The sequence below is a fragment of the Psychrobacter sp. Pi2-51 genome (assembly GCF_904846665.1).
Classification (GTDB): Bacteria; Pseudomonadota; Gammaproteobacteria; order Pseudomonadales; family Moraxellaceae; genus Psychrobacter; species Psychrobacter glaciei.
In genome coordinates this window covers 37,974-53,987 of record NZ_CAJHBP010000008.1, presented here as the reverse complement: position 1 = coordinate 53,987, position 16,014 = coordinate 37,974, and the positions used below count along the sequence as shown (strand labels likewise).

At 43.9% G+C, this 16,014-nt stretch carries 13 protein-coding genes; 1 reads left to right on the top strand and 12 read right to left on the bottom strand.

Features of this window, described 5'->3' with window-relative positions:
* Positions 1 to 199: 199 nt before the first annotated feature.
* Positions 200 to 1,894, bottom strand: a complete 1,695-nt coding sequence (locus JMY08_RS06200) for a hypothetical protein (RefSeq protein WP_201592293.1) — start codon at positions 1,892 to 1,894, stop codon at positions 200 to 202.
* A gap of 153 nt (positions 1,895 to 2,047) precedes the next feature.
* The gene (gene epmB / locus JMY08_RS06195) at positions 2,048 to 3,055 is read right to left on the bottom strand and encodes an EF-P beta-lysylation protein EpmB (protein ID WP_201592291.1); all 1,008 of its coding nucleotides are present in this window, start codon (positions 3,053 to 3,055) and stop codon (positions 2,048 to 2,050) included.
* Between the two features lie 165 nt (positions 3,056 to 3,220).
* Between epmB and efp the strand changes: the two genes are divergently transcribed.
* Complete coding sequence (gene efp / locus JMY08_RS06190; protein ID WP_189579898.1) at positions 3,221 to 3,793, top strand: elongation factor P; 573 nt, start codon at positions 3,221 to 3,223, stop codon at positions 3,791 to 3,793.
* A gap of 465 nt (positions 3,794 to 4,258) precedes the next feature.
* Here efp and JMY08_RS06185 read toward each other — a convergent pair whose 3' ends face one another.
* The 10 genes from JMY08_RS06185 to JMY08_RS06140 form a co-directional block, all read right to left on the bottom strand.
* Complete coding sequence (locus tag JMY08_RS06185; protein ID WP_227679611.1) at positions 4,259 to 6,076, bottom strand: GAF domain-containing hybrid sensor histidine kinase/response regulator; 1,818 nt, start codon at positions 6,074 to 6,076, stop codon at positions 4,259 to 4,261.
* A gap of 21 nt (positions 6,077 to 6,097) precedes the next feature.
* Positions 6,098 to 6,967: a ThiF family adenylyltransferase gene (locus tag JMY08_RS06180; protein WP_227679610.1), complete on the bottom strand. Its 870-nt coding sequence runs from the start codon at positions 6,965 to 6,967 to the stop codon at positions 6,098 to 6,100.
* Between the two features lie 87 nt (positions 6,968 to 7,054).
* On the bottom strand, positions 7,055 to 8,080 hold the full coding sequence (locus tag JMY08_RS06175; RefSeq protein ID WP_201592287.1) for a TatD family hydrolase: 1,026 nt from the start codon (positions 8,078 to 8,080) through the stop codon (positions 7,055 to 7,057).
* A 754-nt stretch (positions 8,081 to 8,834) separates the two neighbouring features.
* The gene (gene gspD, locus JMY08_RS06170; protein WP_201592285.1) at positions 8,835 to 11,081 is read right to left on the bottom strand and encodes a type II secretion system secretin GspD; all 2,247 of its coding nucleotides are present in this window, start codon (positions 11,079 to 11,081) and stop codon (positions 8,835 to 8,837) included.
* 140 nt (positions 11,082 to 11,221) lie between these two features.
* Positions 11,222 to 12,112 carry a type II secretion system protein N gene (locus tag JMY08_RS06165; RefSeq protein ID WP_189579882.1) on the bottom strand — a complete coding sequence of 297 codons (891 nt, stop codon included), beginning with the start codon at positions 12,110 to 12,112 and terminating at the stop codon, positions 11,222 to 11,224.
* The gene (gspN, locus tag JMY08_RS06160) at positions 12,113 to 12,928 is read right to left on the bottom strand and encodes a type II secretion system protein N (RefSeq protein ID WP_201592272.1); all 816 of its coding nucleotides are present in this window, start codon (positions 12,926 to 12,928) and stop codon (positions 12,113 to 12,115) included.
* A 206-nt stretch (positions 12,929 to 13,134) separates the two neighbouring features.
* Positions 13,135 to 13,458 carry an H-NS family nucleoid-associated regulatory protein gene (locus JMY08_RS06155; RefSeq protein ID WP_189579877.1) on the bottom strand — a complete coding sequence of 108 codons (324 nt, stop codon included), beginning with the start codon at positions 13,456 to 13,458 and terminating at the stop codon, positions 13,135 to 13,137.
* A 695-nt stretch (positions 13,459 to 14,153) separates the two neighbouring features.
* Positions 14,154 to 14,591 carry a BLUF domain-containing protein gene (locus tag JMY08_RS06150; protein WP_201592265.1) on the bottom strand — a complete coding sequence of 146 codons (438 nt, stop codon included), beginning with the start codon at positions 14,589 to 14,591 and terminating at the stop codon, positions 14,154 to 14,156.
* A gap of 52 nt (positions 14,592 to 14,643) precedes the next feature.
* The gene (locus JMY08_RS06145) at positions 14,644 to 15,162 is read right to left on the bottom strand and encodes a BLUF domain-containing protein (RefSeq protein ID WP_201592263.1); all 519 of its coding nucleotides are present in this window, start codon (positions 15,160 to 15,162) and stop codon (positions 14,644 to 14,646) included.
* Positions 15,163 to 15,237: 75 nt separating this feature from the next.
* Positions 15,238 to 15,921: a hypothetical protein gene (locus JMY08_RS06140; RefSeq protein WP_201592262.1), complete on the bottom strand. Its 684-nt coding sequence runs from the start codon at positions 15,919 to 15,921 to the stop codon at positions 15,238 to 15,240.
* Positions 15,922 to 16,014 lie beyond the last annotated feature (93 nt).

Genomic DNA, 16,014 nt, shown 5'->3' with positions numbered 1-16,014 from the left:
GACTTGGTAGGTAGGTATTTCTAGACCATAAAAATGTAAGTCGCAGTATCTCTCATTATAGACAATAATTTAACCGACTGCATATTAACTTAACTTGGACATGCTGAAGTATGGCAAATAGTAGACTTAGAGAGGCTGCCACCGCCGCCGATTTATATAGGATTGACTATATCACTATCCAAATAAATACTTGCGCAGACTACAGTTGTACCACTTCATACTGGCTAAACTCATCGGTCACCAATAAGGGATGTAATAAACGTAACAATTTCTGTTTATTATGCAAGCGCATGATCACTCTATCATTGGTCTGAAAATGAAAGGTCGGCACTATTAAGCTGCAAGTCGTCTGTAGCTGATCATCGCCAGCGACAATGAAGGCTGGCACAAAATGCTGACTGCGTGACTTCCTATCCTCTAGACGCAGCCCGCAAGTGATTAACTTGTGACCAAGGACTTGCCACTCTACCTCTGGATTATGAGTATCAAGATTGAGCCAGCGTGCAACCCCAATCGACCAGTCAGCGGTGGTCGTCTCAGAACGGCATAATAAAGAGAGACTCATTATTTGTAACGGTGGCGGAGTGGTAATGGTAGGACGAACATCAACATCAACAGGATTTACCATCAGCTGCAACGTGCGAAAAGGCGAAAGGACATTTTTGCTGTCAAAAGTTTCAAAGATTGATAAGTTACTGTCCACGGGTTTTTTTGGTACGGTATCATAGCGAGGTCGCTCCCCATCCGGCAGCTCTTTGGTGCCGATCAAGCTTATCAATCCTTGCGCATGACTAGCATGATAATGAATATCATTAAATCCAATCACCATTGTGGCATCTTGCTTAGCGCTATACTTATTCGGTACGGTTAATTGCGGCTGCATATAGCGATAGGTTATCGCCATTGCTATCTTATTCAGCAAACAGCACTCAACGCCTTCGCTACCCTCATTGATTAATGCTTGCTGGCGTGATTTTAGATGCTCTATCACTGATGCCAGCTCAATGAAGAGACAGTCGTACTGGCTCTCATAGGGATTGATGCTAGAGTGGGCGGTCAAGTAAGTAGGTGGATTCTCACTATGCAAATTGACAAAGACGCGTGTCTCAGTTTGCGGCTCTATGGTCGCAACGATTGGTTCAGCCCACTCCGGTAATAAGCGATGGACCAGCAAGATATTAGAACGACGCAATCCGCGCACATTGAGCAAGCTGTGCAAACATATTTGACAATACAATCGATGTATACTGTCCGCGCGGTTGGTAACGACATAAACACTTAAGTCAAGCGTTGCAGCATGGCGCTGACAGGCAAGATAATACAATCGATTGAGTGCAGCCCAGACATATGACGGTGGCTTTTGATAACAAATGGCCTCTTCCATCAATAGTTTTTGGTACGTTAACATCGTCTGGTAAATAACGATGGCTAACGTCATTGGCGCAGATTTTTCGCCCGTAAAACGGCGCTGCCAGCCGCTACTTGCCGGCGTTTTTTGATTGTCTAACAACGATATTTCGCGGCGTATCACACCGTCGCAGACCAGAATAACCAGATAATATAAAGATTTTACTTGAGCAACACAGTCCAACTGAGCATCACTCAGCGCTCCCGTCTCATGGACGTAAGACTGACGTAAAGCAGCAATCAGCCGATCGGCAGCATCAAGGACGATACGAATTAATTTGAAACGTTGCTGATCATCTACGTCAGCCACTCTCAACTCTGTGAGTACTTTTTCCAATTGCTCCGCTTGCTGCGCTTCTGTTTGCGATGGCAAAAGTGCCACCCACTTGCGCAAATGCTGCTCTTGACCGTTGGTCGAGTGGCTAGAAGCAGGCAGTAACGGCTCTGTCGAAGCCAGATGCTCTTGAAAATCCGATAAAGTTATCATTACTATCCTTAGTCATTACGCAGTGATAGCTGCACAAACTATTAGCAAGCGGGTAAGCGTTAGCTATCGATAGAAGGTCGTAATAACAGCTGCTTATGCACTTATTGGTCATTATTTGTCCATAAATAATATTGCCTCGTCATCATGCAACTTTTAAGCCCCATTGTAAATGTCAATCGGCACCTTAAACGGTCTATCTGGCAGCTCCCTGACCAGCTTAGGTACCAGATAACCGGGTAATGCTGCCAATAATGACCAATAAAGCGCGACTGCTGACCGCTCGTCGCTATCGAAATGTGCTGCGCCTGCCACTTTATCCAACACGTGCAAATAATAAGGCAATACGCCAGCGGCAAATAAGCGTTGGCTTAAAGCGATTTGAGCAGCAACGCTGTCATTAATGCCTTTTAGAAGTACGGCCTGATTTAATAAAGTCATGCCAGCTGCTCGCGCCCGCTGCAAATACTCTGCTGTGAGCACATCAATCTCATTAGCATGATTACAATGAATGACCATGACGATATGACAGCGACTTTGTGCCAGCCTCTCTAATAATGGCGCATCCAAACGTGCTGGAATCACTATTGGCAAACGAGTATGTAGCCGAATGGTGGTCAGTTGTGGGATGGCTTCCAAGGTATCTAACCAAGCAAACAACCGTCTATTGGTCACGTTTAAAGGGTCGCCGCCACTCAAGATCACCTCATTGATCTCAGGATGCGCAGTAATATAGTCGATGATGCTTTGTTTGGCATCGGCAGTGGGCATATTGGCACTGTAATCAAAATGCTGACGGAAACAGTAACGGCAATGAATCGCACAAGCACCTGTAATCGTTAACAGCACTCTTGATTGATATTTATGCAATAAGCCTTTGGTCGGGTTATGGTCGTTTTCGGCTAAAGGATCTGCCACGTAGCCAGTCACTGTGACTTGCTCTTGTTGGTCAGGTAGCACTTGCTTTAGCAAAGGGTCATTGCTATCGCCAACGGTCATTTTTGCGACAAAAGCACGTGGCACTCTTAGCTCAAAATGCTCAGGCACATAAACGTCAGCACGCAAGGATTCTAGTTTTAGGATACTAAGCAGCTCATCAATGCTGGTAATGCCTTCGGATAATTGCGTTTGCCAGTTTTTTTGTGTGATTAAATGGTTTATCATGACAACCTAGTACCTGTGCCTAAAAGGCGTCATTATACGCCCTTAGTGAGTACCCTATCAAAGCATACCAGTCATCCATGAATAGTTGGCGTGACGACAGCGCTTAGCACAGTTATCTCCACACCCAAATACTGATCATATATTCGCAACCTTTAGGAGTTTCTTGTGGCAAGTTTTTCTACTAATGAATTTAAAGCCGGTCTAAAAGTCATGCTCGATGGCAATCCTTGTGCCATTCTTGAAAACGAGTTTGTCAAACCTGGTAAAGGTCAAGCCTTTAACCGTGTCAAGTTGCGCAATCTTCGTAGTGGTAAAGTATTGGAGCAAACTTTCAAGTCAGGTGATAGCTTAGAGGCGGCTGATGTCATGGACACTGAAATGAACTATCTATACAACGATGGCGAGTTTTGGCATTTTATGCATCCTGAAAGCTTTGAGCAAATCCAAGCTGACAAAACAGCAATGGGCGACTCAGTACAATGGCTAAAAGAAAACAGCAATGCCGTATGTACCATCACTCTATTTAATGGAAGTCCATTGTCGATCACGCCACCCAACTTCGTTGAGTTACAAATCACGGAGACAGATCCTGGCGTACGTGGTGATACTTCAGGTGGTGGCGGCAAACCTGCTAAGTTAGAGACAGGCGCAGTTGTGCGTGTACCATTGTTTGTTCAGCAAGGTGAAGTCGTCCGTGTCGATACCCGTACTGGTGACTACCAAACTCGCGTCAACTAATCGCTCGACTTGATTTAGGGGATGTCCTCATTTCAAAAATGGCGATAAAAATGAGATAAATTGTCGTCAAACGAGGAAAATAGCGCAGATAATATCGAGATATTGATAAGCTATTTGGCAAAATTTAGCCATTTTTAGCGCATTTAGAGAATGCTCGATTGAATTGGGGACGCGCCCTAGTAACGCATAAAAAAAGCTTAACCATTATTAAATGGTTAAGCTTTTTTATTACTTGTCAGAAAGTCATCGAAAAAACATCATAAACAAGCACTAAAACGGTTTGAATAATCAGCACAATAAAGAATGCATTCGTGCGATTTAGTAGATCTATAGTCAAGGAATTTTAGAATCGCTACAAGGCGCCCAACCGCAGATAGTACACTGCGTACATCTAGGATGGGTAACACCGTAGCGGTTTAAAAGTGCTATGACTATATCTTGGCAAATTAAGTCTGCCTTACTCTCTTAATCAGCTGACGATTGCTTATGCATCAGCCAATATTGTACCAAGGCGTTTAGCTGCTCTTGTTTAAAGGGCTTTGTGCAATAATCCTGCATGCCCACATTGAGATATTTTTCGCGCTCGCCATCCATGGCATTAGCGGTCAAAGCGATAATCGGTGGCAGCACTTGAGGATCATAAAGTTCGTGTAACTTAATGGTTGCCTGTACGCCATCCATAATCGGCATATGATGATCCATCAAAATGAGGTCATAACGCTCAGGGTACAACGCAAAAGTCTCAATCGCTTGCTGCCCATCGGTGACATGCGTAACCGTATGACCACTATTATTCAGGGCTTTTTTGGCTATCGTCGCGTTGACACTGTCATCTTCAACTAACAATATATGACCAGAACGCTCCTGAGTGGGCACTATCATAGTAAAGTCGTTTGAATCTTGCCAGCTCTCGTACTGCTCCTCACCGATAGTAGGTAGCGGCAACAATACCGTGAAGGTAGTCCCGACACCGACCACACTATCTACATTAATGCACCCACCCATTAGATCCACCAGAGATTTACACACAGACAACCCAAGACCTGTACCACCATACAGACGATGGGTCGATTTATCAGCTTGATTGTAAGCATCAAATATCGCGTCAACTGATTCAGGTTTGATACCGACGCCTGTATCGGTGACCTGAATATATAAGGTCATGTTTTCTTGGGTATTGCTCTCTTCAATGATACTGTCACCACTAATGGTCTCATCAGTCAAAACATCATCAAATTCATCATTTCTAGACTTGTCATTTTTAGACTTGTCATTGATATAACAACAATTGGGCACGTGCTTAACATCGATACTCACTCGCCCACCTTCACGGGTGAATTTGATGGCATTATTGACAAGGTTGACCATGATTTGTTTGAGACGTACCGGATCCCCTTGCACATAAGGTGATAGCGATTCCATATAATGGTAGTCTAAAATCAAGCCGCGCTGTCGGGCTTTGATAGCAAAGAGACTGACTACTTCATTACATAAGGTAGACAAGTTCATCGGGATGGCATCAATGGTCATTTTGCCAGACTCAACTTTCGATAAATCCAAAATACCATTGATAATCGCTAGCAAATGCTCATTTGAGACTTTTATATTGTCCACATACTCTTGTTGTTCTTGGCTGAGCTTAGTCTCGCTAAGCATCTCTACCATGCCGATAATGCCATTCATCGGTGTCCGTATTTCATGGCTCATGTTGGCCAAAAAGTCCGATTTCATCTCATTAGCATGCTTGGCGACACGTTGTTTATCTTGTAGTTGTAAAGCATCGGCAGCCATCATCGCGAACTGGGCCAATAATTTTTCTTGCTTAGCATCAAAGCCATAATAAGGCTCTGTATCCATCAGACAGAAAGAGCCTAGACGATACGTCTTATTGTCTTCATGCATGATAATGGGCGCACCCGCATAAAATCGTAAATGCGTAGATTCTGTCACCAATGGATTCTGATCAAAGCGACTGTCTTTTGACAAATCTGCGACCACAAACACCCCATCCGACAGCAAGGTATAGTTACAGATAGCCACTTCACGCGCCGTCGTACATATATCAACAAGCCCATGTACAGATTTTAGATACTGAGTCTCTTCATCCATAAAGGTAATAGTGACAACTGGCATGTCAAAAAACAACTTAGCAAGTTCAGTCAGACGAGAAAAAGCAGGCTCATCATTATGGTTGAGCACCTGATATTTTTTGAGCTTACTAATACGATCTACTTCATCTGCGGCGACTGGGTAGCTGCGCTTAGGTGAGTTGGGTATCGTCAAGGTGGACTCCATTCATTAGAATCAGACGTTCGTCTGCTTTATCAACAATTGTAACGCTTCACTCACCATCAGCATTGCCACGACCGATGTCACTACTACTGCTGAACCATAACCGCCGCAATGTAAACCGCCCGTTTGACAGCTTTTATCGACGCGTGGTGGTTCTGTAGAATAGACGCATTTGATGCCAAATTTTTCTTTTAGAGCGCTATTAATGCCTTTTTCGTGACGTAATTTATTGCGAAGCTTGGCCAGTAGTGGATCTTGATAGCTATCGCGCAAATCACTTACCGTAATTTTACTAGGGTCTATCTTACCACCCGCACCGCCTGCACAGACCAATTTTAATTTATTGAAACGACAATGTAGGGCGATAGCAAGTTTGGCCTGCATATCATCGACACAATCTAGAATGACAATAGGATGACCTTGAGCAATGGCAGCCTTTGCTTCTTCACGGCTCGGCAGGAGTGCGGCAACATTATCGACTGTCAGGAAATCATCAATTAAGTTGATGGTGACCTTGGGGTTAATCTCACCAAGGCGTTGCCCCATCGCCGCAATTTTGCTTTGCCCAAAGGTACTGTCTAACGCTGGCAATTGCCGATTGACATTAGAAGCCACCAATACATCCAAATCAATCAGAGTAATAATGCCAACTGCGGTACGAGCCAAGGCTTCTGCTGCCCAAGAACCAACGCCCCCGACGCCAATCACATACACATGCGCTGCCGCAAAAGTATCAACGGCTGAGCGACCATAAAGAGTTTGCGTTCCTTGGAAACGCCGCTCATATTGCTCACTTGCGCGATCACTGTCGTCATGAGCGATAGAATGCTCAACGGTATTAGGCTCTACAAACGACTGGTCAAATAATTGTGCTTCATTCATAACAGATTAAACGCTCTTTTTAAAGGTGGTAACTCAAGTTGCTTTTATTTTATTCTCTATCACGTTACTTTTTACTGTTAGTAGCCGTTACCCTTTTGACGGTATAGGATACTGCCAGTCAGTACGTAGGGCATCGCAACTATTTTGCCATAGTTGCTCGGCAAGGCGATATGACGGTACATTGAGTAACTCACTCAGACTCAGCAGCACCCATGGTAAGTTGGCGGGAACGTTTATATTATGAGCGGAAGTATCATCCCCTTCATTGTCTGAATTTTGCCCAAGCGCTAACTGGCTATTGTTTGAATGCTGACACATAATGGGTGTCATATCTGGACAGTCAGTTTCAATCACCAAGCACTCAAGACCATAACTATCAACGGCTGCTTGAATCGCGCGACGCAGTTTTTTAGCATTTGGATTGGTGACTTGTCCAGTAATGCCGAGCTTAAATCCTAGTTTTACAAAAGCCTTTGCCTCTTGCTCACCACCACTAAAACTATGCGCGACCCCGCCCAAATTATGCGCATTATAATCATGTGCTTTCAATATGGCTAACGCTTCAGCATGAGCTTTTCGAATATGCAGCATCACCGGCAGCTGATGGGTCACTGCCATATCCAATTGTGCCTTAAAAAAATACTCTTGCTTGGCTAGAACATCAGGCTGTTTCATCTCATCTGTAAAAGTATCTAAGCCAATCTCACCGATTGCTAATGGGCGCTCGTCAGCGAGCATCTTTGCCATACTATCCAGATGTGCTTCTGTATGCTGCTTGATATAAAAAGGATGCAAACCCAGTGCAATATGAGCATCTAGAGACGAGTTGTTCTGGTTAGCAACCTTAATTATCGATGATTGCACTATAGCTGCTTGCGCTGTAATCGATTGAAAATCTTCATTAATTAGGCGTTTAGTCTCATACAGACGATCGAAATGCTCATATGAATAACCCACCAACATAAGGTGGCGCACCCCTTGCTCACACGCTTTTTCTACTTGTACCGCTCTATCATTATCAAAAATTGGCGCATCAAAATGCGTATGCGTGTCAATCAGTGGCAAAGCATACGATGAATGCGGCGCGATATATGGTGAGTCAAGAGCAGTCATTAACAGGTTCCAAACTTAATCGTTGTTAGGGCATGTCCTCAATCTGAACGAAAGTGCCTAAATAGGCAAAATCACCATGAGAAAAGTCCACACTTAGCATCTGAATGATCGTGATGCGTTTTGTTCGTTAATCTCGCTTTGTGGGTGACTGTCTGATTGTCGACTGTTACCTGTTTGGCGGCTGCTACGACGCGGTATTAGTAATAAAGCCGTACCAACTGCGCTTAACATAAGCCATTTTTTTTTGCTAATACGATGCGCCATCACCTCCACCCCTTTACAGCTTATTTATCTTTTAGAGTGCACTAACATATTATTTTATCAATATTCGGTGTATCTAAATTACTTAGTATACTGGGATATAGTAGTGGCTGTGTTTATCTGTGTTATGAATACGCAAGCTTATGTACGGTGTCATATTTTTAGGGTCTGTTGAACATTCAAATGTGGTACTGGCAGTGGCTATTTTTTAGACAATACGCAGTGAAATTTTTGACGCCTAGTCGTTCTAGGTTAGACAATTTCGCCATGTATTGGCAAAAAATAGTCCTGCCCCTGCTTGTATACTTGGGGCTGATACTAAAATCGCCCCAAACGTTGTTATAAACCTAGCTAAGGTCTGGACATTATCGTCAGTTTACGCCTGATTTGATAAAAGGTTTGATGCGATTTTAGCGATCAGCAGTCCTAATATTTGAATGCTCAACAGACCCTAATAAAACCGCACGAGACGATAGCCTGATTGAGCTTGCGTTTAACGCTTGAGAGGGTAAGTCGTGATACCACTACTTGGACTATCTACTTTAGTAAAACCTTGTGACGTAGCTTTTGGTGCTTGATTGCGCCTCGGCACGAGCGGATTGAGTGGCATCAATTCGTAATCTGCATCGACATTGCCATCCCAGCCTTCTGTCCCACTTAAGGGCAACTGCTTAATCGTTCCGTTTTTGTCAATGACCAGCTGTAGGACACGCATTTGGTTAAACTTGCGTTCAGTCACACTCGCCACTGCACCGCCATCGCGTAAAATGGTTGGTTGTAAAAATATGATCAAGTTGCTCTTTTGCGTGTTGTCATTGTCAGAACGGAACAATCGACCGATAAAAGGCACATTACCCAAACCAGGCACTTTTTGTTGGCGCGTCGTGGTGTTATCGCGCATCAAACCGCCTAGAGCGATGGTCTGTTGATCGTCGGCTAGAATAGTCGTGTTGATGAGGCTCTTATTGGTAATCAAACCACTGGCATTACCCGTACTACCTGGCACGACTGACGATACTTCTTGCGATACCTCCAAGCGTACTGTGCCATTATCACCAATATGCGGAATGACATTGAGATTAATACCAATATCTTGGCGATCAATCGTTTGAAATGGATTGTTTGAATTGTTGCCACTGGTGGTAAAAGAGCCAGTCACAAAAGGCACGTTTTGACCAACCAAAATACTCGCCTTCTCATTGTCCAATGTCAAAATTGACGGCATAGACAGTAGATTGGCACTAGTAGAAGAATCCAGTGCTTGTAAGATGGCACCATAAAACTCAGTATTACCCTGACTGTCTTTTCGACTGTCTCCAATCCCTATCAAAGCACCAGCGATAGAGCTGGCAGCAGCGCTGATACCTGCCGTACCAGTACCTGCTAAGGCGGCAGCCGCAAGGGTTGTCGCACTAGCACCAACATTGTTAAAGTTTACTACCCCATAACCACTGTTGGCATTACCCAGCGCCCACTGCACACCCAGTTGGGTCGCATCATCGCCCGATACTTCGACAATAGCGGCTTGAATCAATACTTGTGCGCGGCGACTGTCTAATTGGCTGACCGCGTCTTCAATCTCAAACATCAGCTCGGGTGCGGCATTAACGATCACAGCATTTTGCGTTTCATCAGCGATGATACTGAACGGCCGACCGCCCACTCCCGTACTCGTTCCACTTGCGCTGCTAGCAGGCACTACTGCTGTACTGCTATTACCAATGCTATCACTGGCTGCACCATTAATCGATGCACCTGTCGTACTTGCATCATTTAGCGAGGCGGCCTCTAATGTCGAGGTCGCGCCAGCGCTATTGATAGATTGATTGGCTAGCAAGCCACGTAGCATATCTGCAATATGACCAGCACTGGCATACTTCAATCGAAAAACCCGCAAACCACTCAGGCGTCTTGTAGGTGTGGTATCCAGCTGATTGACCATTTCTTGGACTTTGGCGATCATCTCAGGGCTGCCTTTGACCAGCAGCCTATCACTGGACGTATCGGCAATGACTTTCAGCTGATTATTGCCCCCTTGTGCTTGCCCACTACCGGCACTTGCCACCAAAGCACTGATCAACTCCATCATGCGCTCTGCATCGACATGTCGTAGCGGTATCACTTGCAAACTGTCATTGACGTTGCTGTCCAAATCACGGATGAGCGCGGTTAATTGATTCAAGCTATCCGCGCGATCCGACAATACTAGCGCATTAACACCAGGCACAGCAGCAGCATGGGCAGACTGTGGCATGAGTGGTCGTATGACTCCCAACACCTCTGCCGCTTGAGTATTGGTCAAATAAATGACCCGAGTTGCCAGTGCTTCACCGACACTATCACCGCGCAAATCGACGGCCACACCAGACTGCTTGGCGACGTTATCCGGCACCAGTTTAACAGTTGTACCTGAGTCAATCGCGGCAATACCATTGACTTGCATCACACTCAAAAACAGCTGATAAATCTCATCGCGAGACAAAGCTTTATTGGAGATGACCGTCACATTGCCATTGATACGTGGATCAAGGACAAAGTTTTGATCGGTAATGGTCGCCACTTCATTAATAAAGGCTTTAATATCAGCATCTTGCAAGTTGACTTTCCAACTCTCGGCACTAACTAGACCTGTACTGGCCGCCCATAGCGGTACTGCTAGGCAAAGAGGACGGCATAGGCGCATCAAGCGCTGTAAGGTATGGTGCAAAGGCGTGACTGAAAATTTATGAGAACGTACCATATTGATAATTACCTACAGTGATGTCGCTTAGTATGTACTGAATATTGTCAGCTGGCGTGTTGCTACCATAGCCCCAACCAGATGGTCATTATTTACTTAAAACGGCCTAATAAGAAAGAGCTTAATAAAACATTGCTTGCCTAAAATTGCTGGCGAATCGTAATCACTTGCTCGCCACGTTTGACTTCTATTTGCGCTTCGCCTGCTTGCTGTACTTGTTGCAGGATACCAGCATCTTGGCTAGGATTATTGCCCACACTTTGACCATTAACGGTCAAGACCTGATCACCCGGCTCTAGTCCTAGACGATTGCGTAGTTTTGAAGGCATCGCTGCCGTTACCTGATAGTTTTCGCCTGAGGCCATGACACCCATCCTGCTCAGATAACTGGCTGGATTTTCTTTCAGTGACGTGATGGCCTCATCAATAGCAGATTGCGGGCTGCTCTCAGGAGTCGTCTCTGCTGTGGACTCAGTATTGTCTTGTGCTGGCATTGGAGCACTGGGCAATGCGTTGCTGTTTGGCAAACGCTGATTGCTGACGGCACCTGCTAGCATATCGCTTTGGTCGAGTGCCATCGCCTCTGCCATTCTAATGACCGTTTGCTGATCACGGGCATCGGCGATGATAACGGCGTTCCAGTCGACAGCGATCAGAGTATAGTCACTGTCTTTTAGACTGTCACCGATGCGATAGTTTTTGACCTCGCCATTGACGTCTAATAAGGCGGACGACATGCTCTCTGGCACGGCTAGCAAAACCCCTTTTAAGCCAATATTAGGGGGTGGCTGTACCGCCGCAGCGACAGGATCGGGGTCGGCAAAAATGGCAAACAGACCACTGTAATCATCGCCAGATGTATTAGCGTTTTGTAGAGGAGCTAGCGGTAAAGCTGGTGCCAAAGGCGCAGCTAGCAACAACCACAATAGCCGTGCCGCCGTCCAGCACAGCCAAGCAATTGCTAATAGTAGCAGCCAACCAGCGCAGCGATTGAGAACATTGATGATGGGTTTTAAGGTAGCAGTAGACATCTAGCGCGTCCCCAAACCGGCTAACAATGGCTGGCGCACACTGACAACGGGCGTATCTTGCGGGGCTTGTCCTTTGTATTCAGGCATATTTTCTAATAAACGCTGGGTCAAGCTAACATCTAGCATATTATCGCCATCGACATACAGATCCCCTAAGCGCTTATCTTGATTATTTAATAAATTAACGTGCAGCAGATTTTTATCATTTTTTTGTTCCGTACTAAGCTCGGCACGCATCGCTGGCATAGTGATATAAAAAATCTTACCACCACTCGGATAACCTACTTCACCGCCGACCCAAGTCAACTGACCATCAGCTTCACTGAAACCAGAAGACTTTTTATTGGAATCATTATCCGAACCGGTCTGCCGTTTTAACGATACCGCATTGACTTGAATCGGTGTGTTGGGCAGCTGCCAATCGACCACACTGGCCAATGTTTCCGGCGCAATCTTGCCGCTCATATCATCAATCTGCCATGCGCTGGTGCCCAGCTTTATTTGACCGTTTAATCTGGTCTGCTCTGTCGTGATATCGACTTCTGCACCCAACTTACCCAAAAATAATTGCCACGGCTGCCACGACCAATTCGCCGCACCTGTCAGAGGCGTTGCTGACAAAGGCAGTTGCCAAATCGCTGAGCCTTGCCATAAGTTGCCCGACACGTGCTGCACATAAGGATTATTAGGTGCATATTTTTCAAGTAGCCACGACGCAGGCATTTGCAATAAGGCAAATAGCGCAAATAATATAAACCCAAATAGCCACCACAGCTTACGGGGACGCTTATGAGACGACGCAGAGACTTGGGCCACGGTTACACAACTCTTATATAAGGTAAAAACGTCATTATCATAACAAACAATAGCATACAGATGACAGAAAAAAAGCCAGTATCTTTTTACCAAAATATTGGCAATAAAGATACTGACTTCTGTCTACTAATGCACTTTTGACTCAATCGTTATGAAAGTCATAAGGACAAAGTAATGCCTAGCATTGCTATTCGAATCTTGACAGATTAAATAGCGAAATCTTCAATGTCACGACCTGCTGCTAGTGCATCAACCAACCATAGTGGCTTGCGACCGCGACCCGTCCACGTCTCTTCATTATTATCGGTGTTGCGATACTTGATATTACGCTTTTTCTCTAACGTCTCACCAGCCTTTAAAATCTCTTCGATGGTGCTATTACTCTCTTCGGCAATTTTTTCAAACTGCATGTAAGCATCATACAAACGCTGATGTTGCTTTTTAGCAATTAACTGTTGGGCGTTTTCAGTGATGGCACGTAGCTCATCGACGTTTAAACTGTCTAAATCAAGGGCAGTATTGTTGTTCATAATAAATCCAACTTTTATATAAGGGATATAAACCTAATAAATATAATACTATTTATTAAGCGCTAAAGAGTGCCAATTCACAAATAATAAGTAGTAATACGAAACTTAATAGTCAATTTCATTTATTGCTTATCAAAACGTTATTATTAGTGACGTTGATAAGCTATTACCAGTGGCATTAATAAGTAGGAACAATATAAACAAAAACAGTATTCATAACAATAGGGAATTAATGAACTTTGTAGTCAATATGCAACAATATCAATACAATAAGGCCGATTCTAACTATAAATCTATATATTTATTGAAATAATCAATGTAGTAACTTTATAGTGGTCAGACTATACCATATGAGATAATTAATAATGAACTTAGTTTAATACTGTATCTTTTATCTACCTAAAAAACCTTTATCTGGACCAATTTATGGATAAATCCGGTAAGTAATAATATTATAAAAAGCAGTAATTAAACAACATTAGTCAATCCACTCAATACAGGTAAGCGTATTAATGCTATAAACAATAAACCTTCAGATAGTCGCTTCTGTTCAAATCGAGGACACGACCTAGGGAGGCGAAAAAAATTTATATCAGCAGAACGCCATTTTTAATGTCCCTTTTTTATTTTGAACTGCTTAAGTGCCATATTACTTAAGTACCATACTGCTTATTATTCGATGTTAATTCAACAGACTAAGCCCGTTGTGCGCTAAGCTCAGTCATCAAATCAAGAGCGGATTCGGCACTTAATAAATACGGATTGAAATCAACTGTCGTAGAGTATTTTAGATAAATCGCGGCGTTAGATTCGGTTGGAGAAGCATAGTTCATTGACCATTTTGCCCATTTTCTATACTTGAGCTCGCGTGTTTCAATCACCTGTAAATCGTGATGACGCTGATCGGCAATGAGAGCGTACAATAAACGATTAATTTGTGCTCTAGGTCCTTCAACCGTTTGTAAAAAATAGTCTTTATTAAAGGTCAACATACCCGTGATGCCATTTGCCGCATTATTGGCTTGGGCTTGCTGCAAAATTTCATTAAAGTCTTTCGCTGATACGTCTGGGTTTGCACGGCTCACGTACGTCATACTCATTAAAATATGCGCATCTGAAGTTGATGATGTCATCTCTGGTCTCTTATGCAATGTGATAGGGTGTTGGCACCTTTATAAACGTCAATTAACTGATAGCAAACCAAGACTTCTTCTTGGTAGAAGCCTCTTTTTCTTCTTGCTCTTGAAGTTCTGACAATGTATCAATCAGCATCATGATTTGGTTGGCGCTCATCAGATAGGGATTGAACTGAGTGCTTGTCGAAAATTTAAGCGCCAGTCCTTTGTTCTCATCACTTGGGATAAGATATTTCATCGACCACTTATTCCAGTGGCGCTGCTCAATCTCGCGACATTCAATAATCTGTAAGGAAAAATGCCGCTCGTCTTTTACAAGCTTGCGTAATAGCTCATTAATGACAGGTCTCGCTCCTTCAATGCTTTGAAGAAAGTAATTGTGATTGAATACCAATGCACCTGTAATGCCATTATGCTCATTATTCTGTTGCGCTTGCGCTAGGATACGCGTGACCTCCCCATCAGGGTTGTCTTTGTTATAACGGCTAATATAGGTCAAACGTGTAATAATATGCTCGCCATGTAGCATATTTGACTGGTTCTTTTCTGACAGCTCAGCGACGTCCATAACGCACTCCGATAAATTATTTAGATTTTCTTGTAAGCAATAGCCAAATGCATCGCTACGATGAGTGAGTAAAATTTAGAGTTTGATTCTTTTGGAAAACTCACCCACACCCTGCGATAAACCACCACTGGTAGAGCGCTGGATCTTTTGTATGAGAGCCAATAATTGCGGGGCATCAGTACACTGCTCCAGATTTAGCAGGTAACCCCATACATCTTCAGATGGTGCATTTTTTTCGATATAAGTCGCCAATTCTGACTTTAATGTCTCAAAATTAACATCAGCGGCTTTGCGCTTAAAATAGCCAGTAAAAGAAGCTGCCTTTTTTGGCTTATCGTTAAAGGTAGCATCAAACTCAGCGGCACTATTGCTCTGCGATTGAATGGATTGAGGCTGAAGTGCTTTGCTGTCTTCGTTTGCTGGCGTCGTGGGCTGTATTTCAGCCACTTGCTGCTCAGTGACAGTACGTGGTGCCGCTGATTGCGAGGTTACATACGATTGACTTGCAACGCTGGCATTATCATCTGCTATCAACTCAATACACTGAAACTCTTGTAACAACTCAAACAGAGGTGCTATCCCGCCAAACTCAGCGAACATCTTACTGTTATCAAGCGAATCAAGATATTGTTGATAAGTCTTTTTGCCATCAATCATGATTAACAATGTTCTCGCCTCTCGCGGTAACACACCTAGACTTTGTGTCTTAATTTCTTCTCGACCCAAGTCGCTTTTTCGAAATACATCGCTATTATTCATCTGATAAACCTAACGCTGATACTTAAGCAAACACGACCACAATACGGTGCTGCTTAAATAATTTTTGATACTTTGGGCTATAAATCCACCCTA

Bases quoted from the DNA above. Each gene is read 5' to 3' on its own strand.
- JMY08_RS06145 (WP_201592263.1), bottom strand. From the start codon at position 15,162: ATGGACGTCGCTGAGCTGTCAGAAAAGAACCAGTCAAATATGCTACAT.
- JMY08_RS06155 (WP_189579877.1), bottom strand. From the start codon at position 13,458: ATGAACAACAATACTGCCCTTGATTTAGACAGTTTAAACGTCGATGAG.
- JMY08_RS06165 (WP_189579882.1), bottom strand. From the start codon at position 12,112: ATGTCTACTGCTACCTTAAAACCCATCATCAATGTTCTCAATCGCTGC.
- JMY08_RS06200 (WP_201592293.1), bottom strand. From the start codon at position 1,894: ATGATAACTTTATCGGATTTTCAAGAGCATCTGGCTTCGACAGAGCCG.
- epmB (WP_201592291.1), bottom strand. From the start codon at position 3,055: ATGATAAACCATTTAATCACACAAAAAAACTGGCAAACGCAATTATCC.
- gspD (WP_201592285.1), bottom strand. From the start codon at position 11,081: ATGGTACGTTCTCATAAATTTTCAGTCACGCCTTTGCACCATACCTTA.
- JMY08_RS06140 (WP_201592262.1), bottom strand. From the start codon at position 15,921: ATGAATAATAGCGATGTATTTCGAAAAAGCGACTTGGGTCGAGAAGAA.
- JMY08_RS06175 (WP_201592287.1), bottom strand. From the start codon at position 8,080: ATGACTGCTCTTGACTCACCATATATCGCGCCGCATTCATCGTATGCT.
- JMY08_RS06180 (WP_227679610.1), bottom strand. From the start codon at position 6,967: ATGAATGAAGCACAATTATTTGACCAGTCGTTTGTAGAGCCTAATACC.
- JMY08_RS06150 (WP_201592265.1), bottom strand. From the start codon at position 14,591: ATGACATCATCAACTTCAGATGCGCATATTTTAATGAGTATGACGTAC.